Here is a 23,804-nt window from a genome sequence, read left to right on the forward strand (position 1 = left end):
TGCCGATTTGGAGAAACAATGATCCCGTTGTCGTTCGCGCAGCGTCGGCTGTGGTTCGTGGACCGTTTCGAAGGCCCCTCGCCTACCTACAACGGCGCCTTCGCCCTGCGGCTGACCGGTGAGCTGAGCGTGGCCGCGCTGGAGTCGGCGCTCCGCGACGTCATCGACAGGCACGAGGTCCTCCGCACAGTGATCGTCGAGGACGACGACGGCGTCCCGCACCAGCAGGTGCTCTCTTCCGGCCCGAAGCCGTTCGACCTGCCGGTCGTCGACGTCCGGAAGGAGGACGAGCCGGCGGCGGTCGACGAGGTCGCCACCGCGACCTTCGACCTGGCCGCCGAGATACCTGTGCACGCCAGACTGGTGCGGTGCGGACCGTACGAGCACACCCTGGTGCTGGTGATGCATCACATCGCCGTGGACGGGGAGTCGTTCGGGCCGCTGTTCCGCGATCTCATCGCGGCCTACGCGGCCCGCAGAGACGGCAGGGCCCCGGCGTGGGAGCAACTCCCGGTGCAGTACGCGGACTACACGCTCTGGCAGCGGGACGTGCTCGGTGACGAGTCGGACCCGCAGAGCATGGCGGCCAGGCAGTTGGAGTACTGGCGGCAGACCCTGGCCGATCTGGCACAGCCGCTGGCGGTACCCACCGATCGCCCGCGCCCGAGGGCGATGAGCCACCGCGGCGAAGTGGTCCGGTTCTCGATCGACCCCGACCTGCTCGGGTCCGTGGAGAAGCTGGCCGCGCAGGCGGACACCACGATCTCCATGGTCATGCACTCCGCGCTGGCTGTCCTCCTGCACCACCTCGGCTGCGGTGACGACGTGCCCATCGGCGCACCGATCGCGGGTCGCACGGACGAGGAACTGCGGGATCTCGTCGGGTTCTTCGTCAACACCTGGGTGCTGCGCGTCGACCTCTCCGGAAACCCGACCTTCCTCCAACTGCTCGAGCGGGTGCGGGACCGGGCCCTCGCCGCGTACGACAACCAGGACATGCCGTTCGAGCGGCTGGTGGAGCTGCTGAACCCGGACAGGTCCACCGCCTACAACCCGTTCTTCCAGGTGATGCTCGCCTGGCAGCCTGCCGTGCCGGAGATGGAATTCCCCGGTCTCGACGCTCGCGCCGAGAGGCTGGAGACCAGAACAGCCAAGTTCGACCTGTTCTTCGACATGATCCCGAACGGCGCGGGCGGGGCGACCTGCCGTCTGGAGTACGCCACCGACCTGTTCGACAGGGGCACGGTCGAGGGCATCGCCAACCGGTTCGTCCGCGTGCTGGGCAGGCTCGCGGCCGAGTCGGGGCGCAGGATCGGCGGCATCGACGTGCTCGACGCGGCCGAGCGGGACCGGCTGCTCACCCGGTTCAACGACACCGCCGCGGCGCTGTCCGAACTGACGATCCCGGAGCTGTTCGAAAGCCAGGTGGCCAGGACGCCGGACGCCCCGGCGATCGTGTGCGACGACAGGACGCTGACCTACCGGGAGCTCGACGACCGGGCGAACAGCGTCGCCCGGGAGCTGGTCCGCCGCGGTGCCGGGCCGGAGGACCTGGTGGTGCTGGCGCTGCCGCGCACGGAGGACCTGGTGGTCGGCCTGCTCGGCATCCTCAAGTCCGGCGCCGGGTACCTGCCGATGGACCCGCAGTACCTCGGCGGGCGCGCGGAGACCGTGCTGTCCGAAGCGGCTCCGCGGTTCGCGGTCACCGACACCGAGAGGTGGCGGGACCTGCCGCAGCACGGCATTTCGGCCGTCAACCTCGACCATCGCGCGCAATGGCCCGCACCCGAGGGATCGTTGGCCGACGCGGACCGGATCGCGCCGCCGGCTCCGGACAACCTGGCGTACGTCATGTACACCTCGGGCTCCACGGGCAAGCCGAAGGGTGCGGCGATCACCCACCGCAATGTCGTCAACGGGGTGCGGGAACTGGTACGCGTCCTGGACGCGCCGCCCGGGTGGCGGATGCTGGCCGGCACCTCGGTGAACTTCGACGTCTCGGTCTTCGAGCTGCTGTCCGCCCTGTCCACCGGCGGCACGGCCGAGATGGTGCCGAACGCGCTGGCGCTCGCCGAGCGGGACTCCTGGGACGGCCACGTGATCAGCGGGGTCCCCTCAGTGCTCGGGGAACTGGTCGGCCACCTGGAGAAGGCGCCGGACGTGCGCACGGTCGTCTTCGCGGGCGATGTGCTCCCGGCTCGTCTGATGCGGCAGGTGCGCGAGGCTCTGCCCGGGGTGCGGGTCGTGAACTCCTACGGGCAGAGCGAGAGTTTCTACGCCACCACGTTCTCCCTCGAGGCGTCCGAGGAGTGGGCGGACAGCGACGTCGCGCCCATCGGTACGCCGCTGGGGAACATGCGCGCCTACGTGCTCGGCCCGGGACTCGCCCCGGTGCCGCAGGGCGTGACCGGTGAGCTGTACGTGGTCGGGACCTGTCTGGGGCGCGGCTACCACGGCCGCCCCGGCATGACCGCCGAGCGCTATGTGGCGAACCCGTTCGGCCCCGCGGGTGAGCGCATGTACCGCACGGGCGACCTGGCCCGCTGGAACGCGCGCGGTCAGCTCGAGTGCCTCGGCAGGGGCGACGGCCAGGTGAAGGTGCGCGGCTTCCGCATCGAAACGGCCGAGGTCGAGGCCGCGTGCGCGCTGCACCCCGGGATCAGCGAGGCGGTGGTGGTCAGCCGGGAGGTGCCGTCGGGCGGGCGGCGGCTCGTCGCGTACGTGGTGCACGTCGGCGACGGATCCGTCGGTGACGACGGCGCCGGTGGGATCGGTGACGTGGCGGACGTGATGGCCGGTGCCTCCGCCGCCGAACTGCGCAAGTTCGTCGCGGCGCGGCTGCCCGACTACATGGTGCCGTCGGCCTTCGTCACCCTCGGCCGGATGCCGCTCGGGCCGACCGGCAAGCTGGACCGCTCGGCGCTGCCCGAACCGGAGTTCGTGAGCGAGGCCTACCGGGAGCCGCGCACCGAGGCGGAGACGATCATCACCGCGGCGTACGCGGACGTGCTCGGCGTGGACCGGATCGGTGCCGACGACGACTTCTTCGCGGTGGGCGGGGACAGCCTGCGGTCGATCCAGGTGGTGGCGCGGGCCCGGGCCCGGGGCCTGTTCCTCACCACGCGGGAGATCTTCGAGTGCCGCACGGCGGCCCGGCTGGCCGAGGTGGTCTCCGACCGCCGGGAGCGGGTGCCCGTGCTCGCGGAGGACGAGGGCGGCGGAGTCGGCCCGATGCCGTTGCAGCCGGTGGCGCGCCATGTGTTCGAGCACGGCGGCGGGATGAACCGATTCGCCATGTCGATGGCGCTGGAACTGCCGGCGGGCATCGACGGGAGCGGGCTGGCCGCGACGCTCGACGCCGTGCTCGACCGGCACGACCTCCTGCGCGCGCGGCTCGTACGCGGCGACGAGCTCTCCCTCGTCGTGCGTCCACAGGGCACCGTACGGGCGAAGGACCTGATCCGCCGGGTCGACTGCGACGGCCGGTGGGACGAGCCGTCCTCGCTGGACCAGGCGAAGGCGGAGCTGGACGAGGCGACCGGACGGCTCGACCCGGAAGCCGGGATCATGGCGGACTTCGTCTGGTTCGCCGCGGAGCCGGGTGCGGGACGGCTGCTTGTGGTGCTGCATCACCTGGTGGTGGACGGCGTGTCCTGGCGGATCCTCATGTCCGATTTCGCCGAGGCGTGGCAGCAGGTACGGTCCGGCCGGACGCCCGAGCTGCCCGCGGTCGGGACGTCGGCCCGCCGCTGGGCGTCCGCGCTGGAGGCCGAGGCGCTCTCGCCGGAGCGGGAAGCGGAACTGGCGTACTGGCGGGACATGCTCGAGGCGCCGAACCCGCCTTTGGGCACGCGGGCGTTCGACCCGGCGGTGGATGTGATGTCCACGGTCGACACCGTGCGGGTGCAACTGCCCGCCGAGGTCACCGAGGCGGTGCTGACCAGGCTTCCCGCCGCGTTCCAGGGCACCGGGACCGATGTGCTGCTCGCCGCGCTCGCCCTCGCGGTGGACCGGTGGCGCGGTGCGGAGCGCTCGACGCTGGTCCGGCTGGAGGGGCACGGCCGCGAGGAGACCGTCGCCCCCGGGGCCGACCTCTCCCGGACCATCGGGTGGTTCACCAGCATGCACCCGGCCCGGGTCGACGTGCGCGAGGTGGACCTGGCCGACGTGCTGGCAGGCGGCCCCGCTGCCGGGAAGGCGATCAAGCTCGTCAAGGAGCAGTTGCGCGGGATCCCGGACAAGGGCGTGGGATACGGACTGCTGCGCTATCTGAACCCGGAGACCGCCGAGCAGCTCGCCGAGTACCCGGCGCCGCAGATCGGGTTCAACTACCTCGGCCGGATCTCCGACGCCGACGTGCCCGAGCACCTGCGCGCGGACGGGTGGGGACCGGCGTCCTGGTCCAACGAGCTGATCCCGGCGCCCGACCCGGACCTGCCTGCGCTGTCCGCGCTGGAGGTCAGCTCGGCCGCCACGGACACCGCCGACGGCACCCGGTTGCAGGCGGTCTTCATGTTCCCCACCGGGGTGCTGTCCCGCGAGCGGACCTCCGAGCTGGCCGAACTGTGGGTCGAGGTGCTGCACGGCATGGCCGCGCACGCCGCACGCCCAGACATCGGCGGGCTCACCCCCTCGGACGCCCCGCTGGTCTCGGTGCGGCAGGACGAGATCGAGGCCTGGGAGGAGCGCTACGGCCGACTGGTCGAGGTGTGGCCGCAGGCCCCGGGACAGTCCGGGATCCAGTTCCAGGCCGCGGTCGCCGACGGCTCCTTCGACGTCTACCACATGCAGTTCGTGCTGCACCTGTCCGGGCACGTGGACCCGGCGCGCATGCGGGCGGCCGGGCAGGCACTGCTCGACCGGTATCCGAACCTGCGCTCCGCTTTCCTCGCCGGAGCCGGCGGTGACCCGGTGCAGGTCGTCGCGGAACACGTCACCCTGCCATGGCGGCACATCGATCTGACCGGCCTGGGCGAAGCCGAGCAGGACGCCGCACTCGACGCGGCTCTCGCCGCGGACCGGGCCGACCAACTGGACCCCACCAGGCCGCCGCTGGTCCGCCTGACTCTGCTCACGTGCGAGGCGCGGCGGGCCAAGCTCATCCTCACGGCGCATCACACCGTTTTCGACGGCTGGTCGTCGCCCTTGGTGTTCAAGGACCTGATCGAGCTGTACTCCGGAACCCGCGAGCTTGCTCCGGTCCGCAGCTACGGTGACTATCTGGCCTGGCTGTCCACGCGGGACCGGGAGGCGTCGGCCGCTCGGTGGAAGGCCGAGCTCGCCGGATTCGACCAGCCGACCCTGGTGGCCCCGGACGCTCCCCTCCAGGAGACGGCGTCCGCCCTCGGGCGGGTCGAGGTACCGCTGTCGATCGACAAGGGGCGTGAACTCGCCCGGCGCGCCGCGGAACTCGGGGTCACCCTGAACACGCTCCTGCAGGGCTCGTGGGCGATCCTGCTCTCGAAGCTGACCGGGCAGCGGGACGTGGTGTTCGGCGCCGCCGTCAACGGTCGGCCGGCGGATCTGCCCGGTTCCGACGAGATGGTCGGCCTGTTCATCAACACCCTTCCGACCAGGGTGTTCTGCCGGCCGGACCACAGCCTGAGCGACGTCATCACCAAGCTGCAGGACCGGCAGACCGCTCTGCTCGACCACCACTACTACGGGCTGGCCGACATCCAGCGGGGCGTCGGGCTGTCCGCCCTGTTCGACACGATCGTCGTGTTCGAGAACTACCCGATCGACCGCGAGGGCATCGTCGACGCGAACAACGCGGCGGGGTTCACCATCGACGCCATCCGGCCGTTCGCGGGCTCGCACTACCCGCTGACCCTCAACGCCTCCGACCCCTATCTGCGGCTCTCCCTCGACTACCGGAACAACCTCTACGACCGCGACGCGGCCGAGGCGATCGCCGCCCGGCTCGTCCGGGTGCTCGAGCAGGTGATCGCCGACCCGACGGTGCCGGTCGCTGCCGTCGACGTACTGGCAGAGGATGAGCGGGACTGGCTGGTACGGCGGGTCAATGACACGGCGCGGCCGGTTGCCGCGGGCACCCTGCCGGACGCGTTCGAGGCCCAGGTGGAGCGCGACCCCGACCGTGTCGCGCTGATCGGCGAACAGGAGACCCTGAACTACCGGGAGTTCAACCGGCGCGCCAACCGACTGGCGCACTGGCTGGCCGAACACGGGGCGGGCCCCGAGCAGATCGTCGCGGTGCGCGTACCGCGTTCCGTCGACCTGATGGTGGCCATCTACGCGGTGGTCAAGGCGGGTGCGGCGTATCTGCCGGTGGACACCGACCTGCCCGAGGACCGGGTGCGCCACCTGCTGGACAGCGCGAAGCCGCTGCTGGTGCTCGACGGGGCGCTTCCCGACGTGTCCGGGTATCCGGCGGCGAACCCGGAGCGGGCGCTGTCGCCGGACAACGCTGCGTACGTCATCTACACCTCCGGGTCCACCGGTGGCCCCAAGGGGGTGCAGGTGTCGCACCGGTCGATCATGAACCGGCTGAAGTGGGGTCTTGCCCATTTCGACGTCGGTGTCGAGGACCGGGTGCTGCTCAGCACGTCGGCGAGCTTCGACGTGTCGGTGCCGGAGCTGTTCGCCCCCTTGCAGGTAGGTGCCGCCGTGGTGATCGCGCGACCGGACGGGCGCCGGGATCCGGCGTACCTGGCCGAGCTGATCCGGCGGGAGCGGGTGACCGGCGCGGACTTCGTACCCTCCCTGCTGGAGGCGTTCGCCGCTGTGCCCGAGGCGAAGGAGTGCACCAGCCTGCGCTGGATCGAGGTCGCCGGCGAGGCGTTCCCGCCGGCGCTGGCCAACAAGGCCGCGGCCCTGCTTCCCGGCTGCGGCGTGCACAACCTCTACGGGCCCACTGAGGCGGCGGTGGAGGTCACGGCGTGGCAGCACCCGGCGGGCGCGGACCGGGTGCCGATCGGCGCGCCGGTGTGGAACACCCAGGTGTATGTGCTGGACGCGGCACTGCGCCCGGTCGCGCCCGGGGTCGCCGGTGAGCTGTATCTGGCCGGTGCCGGGCTGGCCAGGGGCTACCTCGGGCAGAGCGCGCTGACCGCGAACCGGTTCGTCGCCTGCCCCTACGGTGCGCCGGGGACCCGGATGTACCGCACCGGGGATGTCGTGCGGTGGAACCAGGACGGCCAGGTCGAATACCTCGGGCGAAGCGACTTCCAGGTCAAGGTCCGCGGATTCCGCATCGAGCTGGGTGAGGTGGAGTCGGCGCTGACCCTGCACCCGGATGTCGACAACGCGGCGGTCGTGGTGCGGGAGGACCGCCCCGGTGACCAGCGGCTGGTCGCGTACGTGGTGCCGGGCGGGGCCACGGACCCGGCCGAGCTGGACGTCGAAGCCCTGACGGACCTGGTCCGGGAGCACCTGCCGGAGTACATGGTCCCCTCGGCGATCGTGCCGCTCGCGGAGTTCCCCACGACACCGAGCGGGAAGCTCGACCGCAACGCGCTCCCCGTACCCGACCGCACCGACGCCGCCACCGGACGGGGGCCGCGCAACCGCAACGAGGAAGTCCTCTGCCGGCTGTTCGCCGAGCTGCTCGGTGTGGACGAGGTCGGCATCGACATCGACTTCTTCGCCCACGGTGGGCATTCGCTGCTGGCCACCCGGCTGATCGGCCGCATACGCGGCGAGCTCAACGTCGACGTGAAAGTCACGGTGGTGTTCCGCAATCCGACCGTCGCCCAGCTGGCGGCCCGGATCGAGCAGCTGGCCACGTCGAAACGCCCTCAGCTGCGCCCGATGACCGTTTAGGAGAAGCGTCGATGATCCCGTTGTCCTTTGCCCAGCGTCGGATGTGGATCCTGCACCGCCTGGAAGGCCCGTCCGCGACCTACAACGTCCCGTTCGTGCTGCGCCTGGAAGGGCGGCTGGACACGGCGGCCCTGGCCGCCGCGGTGACGGATGTCGCCACCCGGCACGAGAGCCTGCGCACCCTGGTCGCCGAGAACGCGGACGGCACGCCGGAGCAGCGGATCCTGCTTCCCGAGGAAGCGGCTTTCCCCTTCCGGGTGGTCGACGTGGCCGCGGACGCGGTGGACGCCGCGTTGCACGAGGCGGCGTGCGAAGTGTTCGACCTGCTCACCGAGCTTCCCCTGCGGACGATCGTGTTCCGGGTCGCTCCGCGGGAGCACGTCCTGATGTTCGTGTTCCACCACATAGCCGCGGACGGGGCGTCGATGGCTCCGTTCCTGCGGGACCTGATGTCGGCGTACGAGGCTCGCCACCGGGGGAGGCCGCCGGAGTGGACGCCGCTTACGGTGCAGTACAAGGACTACACGCTGTGGCAGTTGCAGCTGCTGGGTGACGAAGACGACCCGGAGAGCATCGCCGCGGCTCAAGTGGCCTACTGGCAGAAAGAGTTGGCCGCGGTGCCGCAGCCGCTCCAGCTGCCGCTGGACAGGCCACGACTGCCGGCGGCCAGCTACCGAGGCGGCGAGGTCCCCTTCGAGCTGGCACCCGAGGTGCTGTCCGGGTTGCAGAAGCTGGCCGTGGACCGGGGTGCCACGGCACCGATGGTGGCCCAGGCCGCGCTGGCGGTACTGCTGCACAAACTGGGTGCGGGCGACGACGTGACCATCGGCTGTCCGCTGGAGGGACGCGCCGATGAGCAACTCGACGACCTGATCGGGTTCTTCGTCAACACCTGGGTGCTGCGCGCCGACCTGTCGGCGAACCCGTCGTTCGGCGAACTGCTGGAGCAGGTCAGGGACAAGGCCCTCGCCGCGTACGACAACCAGGACATACCGTTCGAGCGGCTGGTGGAGCTGCTCAACCCGGACCGTTCCACCGCGTACCAGCCGTTGTTCCAGACAGCGTTGGGCTGGCAGTTCGTGTGGCCGGAGATCGAGATGCCGGATCTGCGGGTCACCCTCGTCCCGGCGGGCACCGGCACCGCGAAGTTCGACCTGTTCTTCAACGTCGTCCCGAACGCGTCCGGAGGCGCGCACGGGGTGCTGGAGTACGCGACCGACCTCTTCGACCACACCACGGCGGTTCACATCGTCGACCGGTTCGTACGCATCCTGGAGCAGGCGCTCGACGACCCGGCGGTGCCGGTCGGTGCCATCGAGGTGCTGTCCGCACAGGAGCGGGATCTGTTGGTGCGGGAGGTCAACGACACCGCGCTGGCGGTGCCGGAGCGGACCATCGACGCGCTCTTCGCCGAGCAGGTCGCCGCGACGCCGGACGCGGTGGCGGTGGTGTGCGGGGATGTGATGTTGACGTACCGGGAGGTGGAGGAGCGGGCGAACCGGCTGGCGCGGGTGCTGGCCGAGCGGGGCGTGGGACCGGAGTCGGTGGTCGCGGTGGCGGTGTCCCGCTCGGTGGAGTGGGTGACTTCCGTCCTGGCGGTGGTGAAGGCGGGCGGGGCGTACCTGCCGGTGGATCCGGCCTATCCGGCGGAGCGGGTGACGTTCATGGTGGCGGATTCCGGGGCCGTGTTGGTGATCGAGGACAAGGCCTCGGCGGGCAGGTTGCCCGAACTGTCCGAGCCTGTGCTCCGCCTGGACGACCCGGACACGGCCGCGGTGCTGGCCGCCGCCGACCCGGGCCCCGTGACCGACGCCGCCCGGCGTGGCCCGGTGGTGGTGGCGAACACGGCGTATGTGATCTACACCTCGGGTTCGACCGGGACGCCGAAGGGCGTGGCGGTCACTCACGCGGGGATGACCAGCCTGATCGCGTGGCACGCCGACCGGCTCGAGGTGACGCCGGCCAGCCGGCTGCTGCAGTTCGCCTCGCCGAGCTTCGACACCTCGGTGTGGGAGTGGTGCATGCCGCTGCTGACGGGCGCGCGGGTGGTGCTGGCCGGCACGGACGAGCTGGCCGCGGGCGAGCCGCTGGTCGAGACGATCGCCGCGCACGGGGTGACACACGCGGCGTTGCCGCCGGCGGTGCTGGCGGTGCTGCCGACAGGGTCGTTGCCGAGCGTGGTGTCCCTGGTGGTCGCAGGGGAGGCGAGCTCCCCGGAGTTGGTGGCGAGGTGGTCGGCCGGGCGACGGTTGATCAACGCCTATGGCCCGACGGAAGCCACCGTGTGCGCCACCATGAGCACGCCGCTGGTGGGCGACGGCCGTACTCCGCCGATCGGGCGGCCGATCGCCAACGCCCGGGTGTACGTGCTGGACGCGTCGCTGCGCCCCGTCGCGCCCGGGGTCGCCGGTGAGCTCTACCTCGCCGGCCCCGGACTCGCCCGGGGCTACCTCGGGCGCGTGAGCCTGACCGCGAACCGGTTCGTTGCCTGCCCCTACGGCGCGCCGGGAACACGCATGTACCGCACCGGCGACCTCGTGCGGTGGAACCAGGACGGCCAGCTCGAGTACCTCGGGCGCACCGACTTCCAGGTCAAGATCCGCGGTTTCCGGATCGAGCTGGGTGAGATCGAGCACGTGCTGGCGAAGCATCCCGCTGTCGCGCAGGCGGCGGTCGTGGCGCGGGAGAACCAGCACGGCGACAAGCACCTTGTGGGGTACGTGGTACCCAGGCCGGATGCCGCGGTGGTCGAAGCCGACGCTCAGGTGGACGAGTGGCGCGACCTCTACGACGACAGCTACGCCGAGCCCGGCGACGAGGTGTTGGGCGAGGACTTCCAGGGCTGGAACTCCAGCTACACCGGCGAGCTGATTCCGCTCGAGGAGATGCGGGAGTGGCGGCACGCGGCGGTGGAGCAGGTACTGCGGTTCGGGCCGCGGCGGGTGCTGGAGCTCGGTGTGGGTGCCGGTCTGCTCCTGGCGAAGATCGTCGGCGAAGTCGAGGAGTACTGGGGCACCGACATCTCGGCCACGGTGGTGGACCGGGTCCGGGCACAGGCGGAACAGGCCGGATACGGCGACCGCGTCCGGCTGAGCGCCCAACCCGCCGACGACGTGTCCGGGCTGCCCCGTGGCCGGTTCGACATCGTCGTGCTCAACTCGGTGGCGCAGTACTTCCCGAACGTCGAGTACCTGGACCAGGTGCTGCGCCAGGCGATGGAACTCCTCGCGCCGGGCGGCCGCGTCATCGTCGGTGACGTCCGCAACGCCACGACACGCGTCCTTCTGCAGACCGCGGTGCAGCGTGCGGTACACCCTCACGCCTCGTACGAGGAATTGCGGACGCTGGTGGAGAGAGAGCTGCTGGCCGAGCGTGAACTGGTCATCGCCCCGGAGTGGTTCACCGAGTGGGCAGGAGATCACTCCGTCGCGGTCGACATCCGGTTGAAGCCCGGGCGGGGGCACAACGAACTGACCCGGCACCGCTACGAAGTCGTCCTGCACAAGGAACCGGCCGACGTACTCGACCTGGCCGGCGTGCCGTCGGTGCCGTGGGGCGGGCAGCTGAACGACCTTGCCGACCTGCCCGGTCTGGGCCGCCGGGCGGACCCGGCGGGCGGCCCGGTGCGCGTGACCGGGATCCCCAACGCGCGTCTGGTCGAAGAGGTCGCCCTGACTGCCGCGGCGGGTCTCCGCGACCCGGCATCGTCACCCGGTACACCGGTCGATCCGCAGGAACTCCTCCAGTGGGCGCGCGAGCACGGCCGGCACGCGGTTCTCACCTGGTCGGGCGAGGACCCGCGCTGCTACGACGCGGTGTTGCTGCCCGAGCAGCGGCATGTCTCGGGCTCGTTCGTTCCCGGCGGCACGGGCGGGCGGATCCTGGCGAACACCCCCACGCTGGCCAGGTCGATCGGCGCGTTGCTCGGTGAGCTGTCCGAATACCTGCGTGAGCGTCTGCCCGACTACATGGTCCCCAACGCGCTCGTGCCGCTCCTGGAGCTGCCGCTGACTCCGAACGGGAAGCTGAACCACCGGGCGCTGCCCCCGCCGGACTACGCGCAGGCCTCGACCGGCCGGGCACCGCGCAATCAGCACGAGGAGACCCTCAGCGCGCTGTTCGCCGAAGTGCTCGGCGTGGAGAGAGTCGGCATCGACAACGACTTCTTCGCCAACGGCGGCGACAGCATCCGTTCCATCCAGGTGGTCGCCCGGGCCAGGGTGCGCGGCATAGAGGTCAGCACGCGGGAGATCTTCGAGCACCGCACGGTCGCCCGGCTCGCGGAACTGGTCGAAGGACGCGAAGAGGAACGCGTCACCCTGGAGGAACTGCCGGGCGCCGGGGTGGGATGGGCTCCGCTGCTCCCGACGGCGCGGCAGGTGCTCGCGCTCGGCGGCGGCACGGGCCGGCTCTGCATGTCCGGGATGCTGACCCTGCCCGAAGACATCGACCGTGCGGGGCTGGTGGCGACGCTGGAGACCGTGCTGGACCGGCACGATGTGCTGCGGTCCCGGCTCGACCGGTCGCAGCCGGGCCTGTGGATCGAGCCGCCCGGCAGCGTGGACGCCGGTGCGCTGCTGCGGGAGGTCCCCTACGGTGACGCCGATGTGCACGCCGAACTGGACGCGGCCGCGGACCGGCTGGACCCGGACGCGGGTGTCATGGCGCAGTTCGTGTGGTTCAGCTCCGACACGGGCTCGGACCGGCTGCTGATCGTGCTGCACCACCTCGTTGTCGACGGGGTGTCGTGGCGGATTCTCGCACCGGACCTGGTCGCGGCCTGGCAGCAGGTCCGGGACGGCCGCACCGCGGAACCGGTGCGGCCTGGCACCTCGCTGCGCCGGTGGGCGCATGCCCTGGTCGACGAGGCGGCCGGTCCGGAGCGGGTGGCGGAACTGCCCGTGTGGCAGCGGATCCTGCGCGAGGACGAGCCGGTACTCGGAGCACGGGAGCTGGACCCGGGGCGTGATGTCGCCGCGACCGTGGACACGGTGCGCGTCCAGGTGCCGGCGGACGTCACCCGGACCGTGCTGGACACGGTGCCCGCGGTCTTCCGGGGCGGTGTCGACGACGGGCTGCTCGCCGCGCTGGCGCTGGCGCTGGCCCGCTGGCGTGAGACACGGGGCGTACCCGACTCCTCGGCGCTGGTCCGGCTGGAAGGGCACGGCCGGGAGGAGCAGGCGGTGCCCGGCGCGGACCTGTCGCGCACGATGGGGTGGTTCACCGCGATGTATCCGGTGCGGCTGGATCTGGCAGGCATCGACGTGGCGGACGCGTTCGCCGGTGGTCCGACCGCCGGCCGGGCGGTCAAGGCGGTCAAGGAGCAGTTGCGGGCCGTCCCGGGCGACGGCATCGGCTTCGGCCTGCTGCGCCATCTCAACCCGGAGACCGCCGCCGCGCTGGCCGCGGAACGGGAACCGCAGATCGCGTTCAACTACCTCGGCCGGACTTCCGGCGCGGACATCCCCGAAGAACTTCGCGGCCTGGGCTGGGCACCGGACACCACACAGCAGGACCTGATCGCCGCGCCGGACCCGGACATGCCGGTGCTGTCGGCGCTGGAGATCAACGCGGTGGCCACCGGCACCCCCGACGGTGCGGAGCTGACCGCCTACTTCGGCTTCGCCACGGGTGTGCTCTCCCGGGACGAGGTGACCGAGCTGGCCGGGCTGTGGGTTCAGGCGCTGACCGCCCTGGCCCAGCACGCCGGGACATCCGAGGCCGGCGGAATGACCCCGACGGACGCGCCCCTCGTCGACGTGAGCCAGGAGGAGATCGACACCTGGGAGACCCGGTTCGGCCACCTGGCCGAGGTGTGGCCGGTGACCTCGGCGCAGTCCGGGATCCTCTTCCACTCGATGCTGGCCGGATCCTCCTTCGACCCCTACCACGTACAGCTGGCGTTCCACCTGTCCGGCGAGATCGACCCGGAGCGGATGCGCCGGGCCGGGCAGGTGCTGCTGGAACGACACGCCGGGCTCCGCGCGGCGTTCGTCGACCGGGACGACGGCGATCTCGTGCAGGTGGTGCCGGCGGAGACGATCCTGCCGTGGCGGCACCTCGACCTCACCGGGCACGGCGAGACGGAGCGAACCGAGACGTTCGAGCGGTTCCTCACCCAGGACCAGGCCGCCCACTTCGACGTGGACACCCCACCGCTGCTGCGGCTGGCACTCGTGGCCCTCGAACCCGGCCGGGCCGCACTCGTGATGACCGTCCATCACGCCCTGGCAGACGGCTGGTCCACGCCCCTGCTGATGCAGGACCTGCTGCTGCTCTACGCGTCCCGCGGCGACGGGACCGGTCTGCCCAGCACACGGAGTTACGGCGAGTTCCTGGCCTGGTACGCACGACAGGACCAGGACGAGGCCGCACGGGCGTGGGCGGCCGAGCTCGACGGGGTCGAGGAGCCGACCCTGCTCGCACCGGGATCCGCGGGCGACGACGGCCTCGACCAGATCCAGTTCGCCCTCCCGCCCGACGTGTCCAGCGAACTCAACCGGCGCGCCTCCGAGTTGGGCGTCACCATCAACACCCTGGTCCAGGGCGCCTGGGCGCTGCTGCTCGGTCAGCTCACCGGCCGTCAGGACCTGATGTTCGGCGCCACCGTCTCCGGGCGCCCGCCCGCGGTGACGGGCGTCGAGTCGATGGTGGGGATGTTCATCAACACCCTCCCCGTACGCGTGGAGTACGCGCCCGGCGACACCCTCGCCGAGGTCGTCACCCGGCTTCAGCACCGGCAGGCCGCCCTGCTGGATTACCACCACCACAGCCTCACGCAGATACAGCGGTCCGTCGGCCTGCAGACCCTCTTCGACACCCTGGTCGTCTTCGAGTCGTACCCGGTCGACCAGGAGGGCATCTCCGCCGCCACCGAGGCCGCGGACGGAATCACCTTCACGGGCCTGCGCCCGTCGAACGGCACCCACTACCCACTGGCCCTGATGGCGGCAGCCGAGCCGAACCTCGAATTCCTCCTCCAGTACACGCCCGGCGTCTTCGACCGGAACACGGTGGAGGCGTACGCGGCCCGCTTCACGCGCGTCCTGGAACAGCTCGCGGCCAACCCCGAGCTGAGGATCGCGCGGCTCGATGTCCTGGAACCGGCCGAACGCGACCGGCTTCTCGTCGAGTTCAACGACACGGCCGTCGCCACCCCGGACGTCACGATCAACGGGCTGGTGGAGGCGCAGGCGGCGCGGACGCCTGACGAGGTCGCCGTGGTCGCCGAGAACGAGTCGCTCACCTACCGCGAGGTGAACGCCCGGGCCGACCGCCTGGCGCGCGAACTGGCCGGCCGTGGCGTGGGCCCGGAGTCACTGGTCGCGGTCTCGCTGCCGCGGTCGGCGGACCTGGTGGTCGCACTGCTCGCGGTCCTGAAGGCAGGCGCCGCGTATCTGCCGGTCGACCCCAGGTACCCCAGTGACCGCGTCGAGGTCCTCTTCGAGGAGGCGCGGCCGTGCCTCGTCCTGACGCACTCCGCGACGGTCGCGGTGCTGCCGGAGCACGACGCCCCGGACGTCCTCCTGGACGCCCTCGACCTGTCCGGAGACGACACCGGCCTCGAAGTGCCGCTCCACGCGCAGCAGATGGCGTACGTGATGTACACCTCCGGCTCCACGGGCAAGCCCAAGGGTGTCGCCATCACCCACGCGAACGTGGTCAACGGCGTACTGCGGCTCGCCTCCCGCGTGGGCATGGAGCCGGGCAAGCGGCTCCTCGCGGGCACTTCGGTCAACTTCGACGTCTCGGTGTTCGAGATCTTCACGACCCTCGCCACCGGTGGCGTCGTCGAAGTCGTCCAGGACGTCCTGGTGCTGAGCGACCGGAAGGGCTGGAGCGGCAGTGTCATCTCCACCGTGCCGTCCGTCTTCGCCGAACTCGTCGACGAGATCTCCGACCGCACCAGCGTGGAGACGGTCGTCTTCGCCGGCGAGGCGCTGCCCTCGTCGCTCGTCGAGAAGACGCGGGACGCCTTCCCCGGCGTAAGGATCGTCAACGCCTACGGGCAGAGCGAGTCGTTCTACGCCACCACCTTCACCGTCGAAGGCGACACGCGCGGCTGGGCGGGCAGCGCGCCCGTCGGCACCCCCCTCGGCAACATGCGGACGTACGTCCTCGGTCCTGGTCTGACTCCGGTGCCGCCGGGCGCGGTCGGTGAGCTGTACGTCGGCGGGAACGTGGGGCGCGGCTACCACCGCCGTTCCGCGCTGACCGCCGAGCGCTTCGTCGCCGACCCGTTCGGCCCGTCCGGAGGGCGTATGTACCGCACGGGTGACCTGGCCCGCCTCAACGCCGAGGGCCGGCTGGAATACCTGGGCCGCGGGGATACGCAGGTCAAGGTGCGTGGCTTCCGTATCGAGCCCGCCGAGGTCGAGGCCGCGCTCACCGCGCACCCCGGCGTCGCGCAGGCCGCCGTCCTCGCCCGCGACGGGCGCGGCAACGGCACCGGCAGGCAACTGGTCGCGTATGTCGTGCCCGCTGTCACCGGCGACAGCACGACACCTGACGACCTCGCCGGCCTGGAGACGAAGGAACTGCACGCTTTCGTCTCGGTGCGGCTGCCGGACTTCATGGTCCCGTCCGCCTTCGTGGTTCTCGACCGGCTGCCACTCACTCCGAACGGCAAGCTGGACCGGGCCGCACTGCCCGAACCGGAGTACACCGGCGCCGACTACCGGGCACCCCGCACCGTCGGCGAGGAAACCCTGGCCAGGCTGTTCGCCGAGGTGCTCGGCGTGGACCGGGTCGGCATCGACGACGGCTTCTTCGAGCTCGGCGGGCACTCCCTGCTCGCCACCCGGCTGATCAGCCGGGCCCGCGCCGAGATGGCGATAGAGATTCCCATCCGCAAGGTCTTCGACCTGCCGACAGTGGCCGCGCTCGCCGCGTGGACCGAGGAGTCGGCTGCTCCCCGTCGCCCCGGCCTGCGCAAGATGTTCGTAGAGGAGTAAAAAGCAATGATTCCGCTGTCATTCGCACAACGCCGTATGTGGGTTCTGCACCAGATGGAGGGCGGGTCGGAGAACTGGAACATGCCGGCGGCCATCCGGCTGACCGGATCCCTGGACCGGGCCGCGCTCGCCGCGGCGATCCGCGACGTGGTCGACCGGCACGAGATCCTGCGCACCGTCTACGCGATGAACGATGACGGTGACCTCCACCAGCGGATCCTCACGACAGCGGAGGCCTCGCCCGAGGTACCGGTGGTCGAGGTGGCGCCCGAGGACCTGTCCGGCGCGGTGGACGAGGCCATGGCGTACCGGTTCGACCTGGCGGCCGAACCTCCGGTGCGGGTGCGCCTGTTCCGCTGCTCACCCCAGGAACACGTCCTGGTCCTGGTCATCCACCACATCGCCACGGACGGCAGCTCGGGCGCGCCGCTGGCACGGGACCTGGCCGCGGCCTACGCCGCCCGCCGGGAGGGCGGGGCTCCGCGGTGGGAGCCGCTGCCCGTGCAGTACAAGGACTACACGATGTGGCAGCGCGAGGTGCTCGGCGACGTCGCGGACCCGGGCAGTCTCGCCTCGAAGCAGATCGAGTACTGGCGCGAGGAACTGGGCGGGGTGCCGCAGCCGCTGAACCTGCCGCTGGACCGCCCACGGGCCGCGGAAGCGAGCGGGCGCGGCGCCGCGGTCGGCCTCGTGGTGGACCCGGAGGTGGTGACCGGGCTGCAGAAGCTGGCCGACGAGCGCGGGTCGACCATGTCGATGGCCCTGCACGCCGCGCTCGCGGTGCTGCTGTGCAAGCTCGGCGGCGGGGAGGACGTGACGATCGGCAGCTCGATCGCCGGGCGGACCGACGAAGTGCTGGCCGACCTGATCGGGTTCTTCGTCAACACGCAGGTACTGCGGGTGGACCTCGCCGGCGACCCGTCGTTCACCGGTCTGCTCGCGCAGGTACGGAACAAGGCGCTGGAGGCCTACGAGCATCAGGACGTCCCGTTCGACATGCTGGTCGAGGCGATCAACCCCGTACGTTCCGTGGCGTACCAGCCCTTGTTCCAGGTGATGCTCGGCCTGCAGAACTACCAGAAGCCGGAGCTCGAACTCGCCGGGCTCACCCTGGAGGTCGAGTCGGCCAACCCGTCGACCTCCAAGGTCGACCTGTTCTTCAACGTGGTCGTGGACGACTCGGGGGCGCTGCGGGGCGACATCCTGTACGCGACCGACCTCTTCGACCGGGAGACGGTCGAGGCCGTCGCCGCTCGGTTCGTTCGTGTTCTGGAGCAGTTGGCCGCCGATCCGGGCATGTGTGTCGGGGACGTCGACGTGCTGCTCGCGGGGGAGCGGCAGCAGTTGGTGGTGGAGGTGAACGACACCGTCGAACCGACCCTGGAGGGGGGACTGGTCGAGGCGGTGCGCAGGCAGGCAGAGGCGACACCTGAGGCACTCGCCGTTGTCGGCGAGGAGGAGTCGCTCACCTTCCAGGAGTTGGACGCGCGGTCGAGCAGGCTGGCGCACTGGCTGGTCGGCCGCGGTGTGCGGGCGGAGTCGCGGGTCGCCGTGTGCCTGCCCCGGACGGTGAACCTGGTGGTGGCGCTGCTGGCGGTGCTGAAGGCCGGTGGAGCGTACGTTCCGATCGATCCGGACGACCCGCGTTCCCGCGTCGACCACATCCTCGGGCATGCGGATCCGGCGCTCGTGCTGGACGCCGGCGCGCTGGCCGGCGCGGACTTGTCGGGGTACCCGGAGTCCGCGCCCGAGGTGGTCGTCCGGCCCGAGAACACCCAGTACGTGATCTACACGTCGGAGCCGACGGGGAAGGCGAAGGGGGTGGCGGTCCCGCGCGGCGCGGTGGCGAACTACCTGGCCGCGACGCGACGTCGGGTCCCGCTGTCGTCCGCGGACCGGATGCTCTTCAGCACGACCGTGGCGCTCGACATGGCGAACACGGAGCTGTACCTCCCGCTCATCGCCGGAGCGGCCATGGTGGTGGCGGGGAAGGAGACCACCGCCGACATGTCGGCCGTCGCGGAGTTGATGCGCCGTCACGAGGTCACCGTGGTGCAGGCCACGCCCTCCTTCTGGCAGACGCTGTCGATGCGCGAACCGCACGCCGCGAACGGTCTGCGGATCATCATCGGCGGGGAGACCGTGCCGGCACGGCTGGCCAAGATCCTGGCGAAGCAGGCCGCCGAGGTGTTCAGCATGTACGGCCCGACCGAGACGACCACGTGGAGCACCGAGGCGCGCGTGAGGGTGGGGGCCGGGGTGCCGATCGGGTTGCCGGTCGGGAACACCCAGGTGTACGTGCTCGACTCGCGGTTGCGCCCGGTTCCGCGTGGGGTGCCGGGCGAGCTGTACATCGCCGGCGCCGGGCTGGCCAGTGGGTACCAGGGCCGGACGGAGCTGACCGCGGAGCGGTTCGTGGCCTGCCCGTTCGGTCCTACGGGTGCGCGGATGTTCCGCACCGGAGACCTGGTGCGCTGGGACAGCAACCGCCAGCTGGAGTACCTCGAGCGGACCGATCGCCAGGTGCGGATCCGGGGTTTCCGGGTCGAGCCGGGAGAGATCGAGCATGTGCTGACCGGACATCCCGGTGTGGCGCAGGCGGCGGCCGTGGTGCGTGAGGACCGGGAGGGCGCCAAGCGCGTCGTGGCGTACGTGCTGCCGGAGCCCTGTGACGCGGAGACCGATGCCGGTGTGCAGACGCTGCTCGCCGAGCTGCACGAGTACCTGCGTGGGAACCTTCCGGACCACATGGTGCCCTCCGCGGTCATTCCCCTTGCGGAGATTCCGCTGACGCCGGACGGAGAGCTCGACCGGGAAGCACTGCCGTCCGAGGAGACGGACACCGCGGTCAGACGAGAGCCGCGCAACTCGCACGAAGAGAAGATGTGCGCGCTCTTCGGCGAGTTGCTCGACCTGGAGGAGGTCGGGATCGACGACGACTTCTTCGAACTCGGCGGGCACTCGCTCCTGGCCACCCGGCTCAGCGCGCGCATCCACAGCGAGTTCGGCGTCGAGATGCACCTCAGGACGATCATCAAGTACCCCACGGTGGCCGAGTTGGCCGCGCTGCTGATCGTCAGTACTCCCGAGGAACTCTCCGACCCGTTCGCCGTCGTGCTGACGTTGAACAGCGATCCCGGTACGGGTAAGGCGCCGCTGTGGTTCCTCCACGGGGGAGGCGGGCTGGGCTGGGCGTTCTTCAGCTTCGTGCTGCACGCGCAGGACCGGCCGGCCTACTCTCTCCAGTCCCGCGGCTGGGACGGCGTGGCCCCCCTGGCGGGGTCCGTGGAGGAGATGGTCGAGGACTACGTCGACGAGATGGTGAGGATCCAGCCGGAAGGGCCCTTCCACCTGATCGGCTGGTCCTACGGCGGCACTGTCGTGCAGGCCGTCGCGGAGGCCATCGACCGGCGTGGCCGCGAGATCTCTTTCGTGGCCATCCTGGATTCCCAGCCCGGGGGGAAGTTCTTCAAGGAGATCCATGCCGGCAGGACGCTGGCGGACTACCGGGCGGAACTGGAAGAACACTTCGGCGAGTACTTCGGCCCCGAGAACCGGCAACAACTCGTGGAGACCATGTCGAGGATCCTGGCCAACAACGCGGCCATCATGTCGAGATTCGAATCGCCGGTCTACCGCGGTGACGTGCTCTTCTTCAGCGCGACGCTCGAGGAGAACTCGTACGCGCACCTGTGGCAGCCGTACGTCCTCGGTTCCGTCGAGGTGCACGACGTGCGGGCGGTACACCACGAACTGCACATGCCCGGACCCGTGGCCGAAATCATGGAGGTCATCAACCGCAAGCTCGCGGCGGCATGACCGGGCACCGGTTCTCCGGAACCGGTTCGACGAACCAACGAATGGATGATTGGGGTTGGTCGGGGTGAAAGCACCCGGCATGTCCGCGGAACACGGGGACCGGACCACGCTGCTGTGCGTGCCGTTCGCGGGGGCAGGCGCTTCGTTCTTCCACCCGTGGCAGGCGTTGTCCGCCGACCGGTGGCGCGTCGTTGCCTTCGAGTTGCCCGGCAGGGAGCGGCGGATGCTGGAGACGCCGTACGTCAATGTCGTCGAGGCGGCCAAGAACGAGGCGGACGGCATTGCCGCGACCCTCGGTGAGGGGGCGCGGGTGGTGTTGTTCGGGCACAGTCTGGGCGCCGTGCTCGCCTACGAGCTGGTGCACCTGCTGAGCACGCGCGATGTGCACGTCGAGCGGCTGGTCGTCAGTGGTTCGCCGGGGCCGTGGACGCAGCGCGAGAGACGGGCGACAGGGCTCCCGGACGAGGAGTTCCTCGCCCGGGTCGAGGAGTTCGCGGGATTCAGGCACGAGGCTCTCGAACATCCGGAGATGCGTGAACTGATCGTCCCCGTGCTGCGGGCCGACTGCGAAATGCACGAGAACTACGTGCCGAGCACCGATGAACCGGTGTCGGTGCCGATCTGCTCGATCCGGGGCAGCTCCGACGGCCTGGTCAGCGCGGAACAGGGTCAGGAGTGGCGGAACGCGACCACGGGCGCGTTCAGCTATGCGGAGTGCCCGGGGGATCACATGTACCTGGTCGATCGTGCTCGGGAGGTGCTGGACGTGATCGAGGCGGAATCCGCACGCGGTCGCTAGCGTGCGGGCGCGTGGTCGCCCGCGGGACCAGGGGCGATGTGGTGGAACACCAGGTCAGTGGTCGTGTCAGGGGCGTGACAGGTCTATGTCAGCCCCGGTAAAGAAAGTGGGGGCATGAAAAGTTCGGCGATTGTAGTTTCGGGGCTGCGCAAGGCATTTGGTGACAAGGTCGTCCTTGACGGCATCGACTTCGAGGTTGCGGCGGGATCGGTCTTCTCCATGCTCGGGCCGAACGGTGCGGGCAAGACGACGACGGTGAATGTCCTGGCGACGTTGTCGAAGGCCGACGCCGGGACGGTGCGTGTCGCCGGGCACGACGTGGAGACCGCGACCAGGCAGGTGCGCGCGGCCATCGGCGTCACCGGTCAGTTCGCCGCCGTGGACGAGCTGCTGTCGGGCCGGGAGAACCTCCAGCTGATGGCGGACCTGAAGCGAGTGGGTCCCGGTGACCCGGTGGTCACGCGGCTGTTGGAGCGGTTCGACCTGGTGGAACCGGCGGACAAGCCGGCGTCCACCTACTCCGGCGGTATGCGCCGGAAGCTGGATCTGGCGATGACTCTGGTGGGCAACCCGCAGATCATCTTCCTGGACGAGCCGACGACGGGGCTGGACCCCCGCAGCCGGCGCACGATGTGGGGAATCGTCCGGGAGCTGGTGGCCGAAGGCACCACCATCTTCCTCACCACCCAGCATCTCGACGAAGCCGACCAGCTCTCCGACCAGATCGCGGTGCTCGACCAGGGCCGCCTGGTCGCCCAGGGCACCGCCGAGGAGCTCAAGCGCCAGGTCCCCGGCACCCACGTCCGGCTCCGGTTCGCCGACCTCGACGAACTCGACACAGCGGCGAGGGTCCTGGCCGAGGCCACGAGGGACGACCAGGAACTGCTTCTGCGGGTACCCAGCGACGGTGAGTCGAGGTCGCTGCGGGCTCTGCTGGACCGGCTCGACGAACACATGATCAACGCCCAGGAGTTCTCCGTGCACACACCGGACCTCGACGACGCATTCCTCGCCCTGACCGGGCGCGCGAGCACGAAGGCGGTGGCACAGTGAGCACCGTCTCGATGGCGTTGGGCGATTCGGCGATCATGCTACGGCGCAACGTGAAACACACCGTGCGGAACCCGCTCACGGTGTTCAACGGGATCCTGGTCCCCATATTGACCATGTTCATGTTCGTCAAGGTGTTCGGTGGCGCGTTCAGCGTCGGCGACGACTACATCGACTACGCGACGCCGGGGATGCTCGTGCTGGCCGTCAGCTACGGGCTGGCTGCCACCGCCACGGCCGTGAACGACGACATGGCCAAGGGCATTATCAACCGGTTCAAGGCCATGGACGTATCCCGCGGTGCCGTGCTGACCGGGCAGGTTGTCGTCACCATGCTGCGCTGCCTGGTGGCCGTAGCGGCGATCGTCGGAGTGGCCTTCGCGATGGGGTTCGACCCGGCCGCGAGCGCCCTGGACTGGCTTGGCGTGTTCGGTCTTGTCGCGCTGCTCAGCTTCGCGGCCGCCTGGCTCACCGTCGCCCTGGGGCTCGCCGCGAAGAACGTGGAGTCGGCAGGCATGGCCACCGCGCCACTGATCATGCTGCCGTTCCTGAGCAGCGCGTTCGTGCCCGCGGACACGATGGGGGCCGGCGTGCGGCAGTTCGCGGAGTACCAGCCCTTCACACCGATCGTCGAGACGCTGCGCGGACTGCTGGCGGGCGACCCGTCGAGCGGCGACACGTTCGCGGCCCTCGCCTGGTGCGTCGGGATCGCGCTCGTCGGATATCTCTGGGCGACCTCGACGTTCAAGAAGCGAGCGTGACCTCGACCAGGTGAGACCAACTGGTCCGGGTGCCCTCCCGAGCCGCCTCGGCGAACCGCGCGTCGCCGAGGCGGCGAGGCGTGGTCCGCTCGATCCGGGCCACGTCCGGATGGGAGCGGTCCCGCAGACCGTGTACGCCCGCGCTCGCCGCGAGCAGCCGCGCGGCCTGCTCGTACTCCTCGCGGCGCAGCGCCGGGTCCGCGACCCCGACGAGCACCTGCGCGATCATCGGTGCGTGGCCCGCCTCCGACGCCGCCTCACAGGCCGCCGCGCGGCGCGCCCGGGCCAAGCCGAGGTAGCGTCCCGCAGGCCCAGCCCGGCGAGTGTCGTCTGCGCCACGACGGCGACGGCGCCGTCCACGCGGATGCCGGCGAGCTCCACCAGCCAGACCCCGTCCGGCAGGTCGCCGAGCGGCGTGCGCGCCGTCTCCTTGGCCAGCCTGGTCTTCCCTGAGCCGACTGGCCCGATCACAGTGCTGAGCCGGTGCTCGGCGACGAGTTCGCGGACCGCGGCGACATCGGCGCCCTTGCCGACGAAGCTGGTCAGCTCGGCGCGCAGGTTGGTCGTACGGTTCGCTTCCCCTCGCCCCAGCTCTCCCCGCAACCCATGGCTGACGCGCCAGGAACGTCGAGATGT

General features: G+C 70.6%; 8 protein-coding genes. 6 read left to right on the forward strand and 2 right to left on the reverse strand.

Annotation, left to right across the window (positions count from 1 at the left end):
- Nucleotides 1-18: 18 nt before the first annotated feature.
- The 6 genes from ACIBLC_RS32185 (at nucleotide 19) to ACIBLC_RS32210 (ending at nucleotide 23,168) form a co-directional block, all read left to right on the forward strand.
- Nucleotides 19-7,785, forward strand: a complete 7,767-nt coding sequence (locus ACIBLC_RS32185; protein ID WP_399214869.1) for an amino acid adenylation domain-containing protein — start codon at nucleotides 19-21, stop codon at nucleotides 7,783-7,785.
- An 11-nt stretch (nucleotides 7,786-7,796) separates the two neighbouring features.
- Complete coding sequence (locus tag ACIBLC_RS32190; RefSeq protein WP_399214870.1) at nucleotides 7,797-16,739, forward strand: amino acid adenylation domain-containing protein; 8,943 nt, start codon at nucleotides 7,797-7,799, stop codon at nucleotides 16,737-16,739.
- 6 nt (nucleotides 16,740-16,745) lie between these two features.
- Nucleotides 16,746-20,558 carry an amino acid adenylation domain-containing protein gene (locus tag ACIBLC_RS32195; protein WP_399214871.1) on the forward strand — a complete coding sequence of 1,271 codons (3,813 nt, stop codon included), beginning with the start codon at nucleotides 16,746-16,748 and terminating at the stop codon, nucleotides 20,556-20,558.
- 79 nt (nucleotides 20,559-20,637) lie between these two features.
- Nucleotides 20,638-21,357, forward strand: a complete 720-nt coding sequence (locus ACIBLC_RS32200; protein ID WP_399214872.1) for a thioesterase II family protein — start codon at nucleotides 20,638-20,640, stop codon at nucleotides 21,355-21,357.
- 114 nt (nucleotides 21,358-21,471) lie between these two features.
- Entirely contained in the window at nucleotides 21,472-22,410 is a 939-nt protein-coding gene (locus ACIBLC_RS32205) for an ATP-binding cassette domain-containing protein (RefSeq protein ID WP_399214873.1), read from the forward strand.
- Nucleotides 22,407-23,168: an ABC transporter permease gene (locus tag ACIBLC_RS32210; protein WP_399214874.1), complete on the forward strand. Its 762-nt coding sequence runs from the start codon at nucleotides 22,407-22,409 to the stop codon at nucleotides 23,166-23,168. The genes ACIBLC_RS32205 and ACIBLC_RS32210 overlap by 4 nt, the downstream gene beginning before the upstream one ends.
- Here ACIBLC_RS32210 and ACIBLC_RS32215 read toward each other — a convergent pair.
- Nucleotides 23,152-23,397 carry a hypothetical protein gene (locus ACIBLC_RS32215; protein ID WP_399214875.1) on the reverse strand — a complete coding sequence of 82 codons (246 nt, stop codon included), beginning with the start codon at nucleotides 23,395-23,397 and terminating at the stop codon, nucleotides 23,152-23,154. The genes ACIBLC_RS32210 and ACIBLC_RS32215 overlap by 17 nt on opposite strands.
- Nucleotides 23,394-23,771: a hypothetical protein gene (locus tag ACIBLC_RS32220; RefSeq protein ID WP_399214876.1), complete on the reverse strand. Its 378-nt coding sequence runs from the start codon at nucleotides 23,769-23,771 to the stop codon at nucleotides 23,394-23,396. The genes ACIBLC_RS32215 and ACIBLC_RS32220 overlap by 4 nt, the downstream gene beginning before the upstream one ends.
- Nucleotides 23,772-23,804: the final 33 nt, after the last annotated feature.

It is taken from the genome of Streptomyces sp. NPDC050535, from assembly GCF_044457665.1.
Lineage (GTDB): Bacteria > Actinomycetota > Actinomycetes > Streptomycetales > Streptomycetaceae > Streptomyces.

Bases quoted from the DNA above. Each gene is read 5' to 3' on its own strand.
- ACIBLC_RS32185 (WP_399214869.1), top strand. From the start codon at position 19: ATGATCCCGTTGTCGTTCGCGCAGCGTCGGCTGTGGTTCGTGGACCGT.
- ACIBLC_RS32190 (WP_399214870.1), top strand. From the start codon at position 7,797: ATGATCCCGTTGTCCTTTGCCCAGCGTCGGATGTGGATCCTGCACCGC.
- ACIBLC_RS32205 (WP_399214873.1), top strand. From the start codon at position 21,472: ATGAAAAGTTCGGCGATTGTAGTTTCGGGGCTGCGCAAGGCATTTGGT.
- ACIBLC_RS32200 (WP_399214872.1), top strand. From the start codon at position 20,638: ATGTCCGCGGAACACGGGGACCGGACCACGCTGCTGTGCGTGCCGTTC.
- ACIBLC_RS32215 (WP_399214875.1), bottom strand. From the start codon at position 23,397: ATGATCGCGCAGGTGCTCGTCGGGGTCGCGGACCCGGCGCTGCGCCGC.
- ACIBLC_RS32195 (WP_399214871.1), top strand. From the start codon at position 16,746: ATGATTCCGCTGTCATTCGCACAACGCCGTATGTGGGTTCTGCACCAG.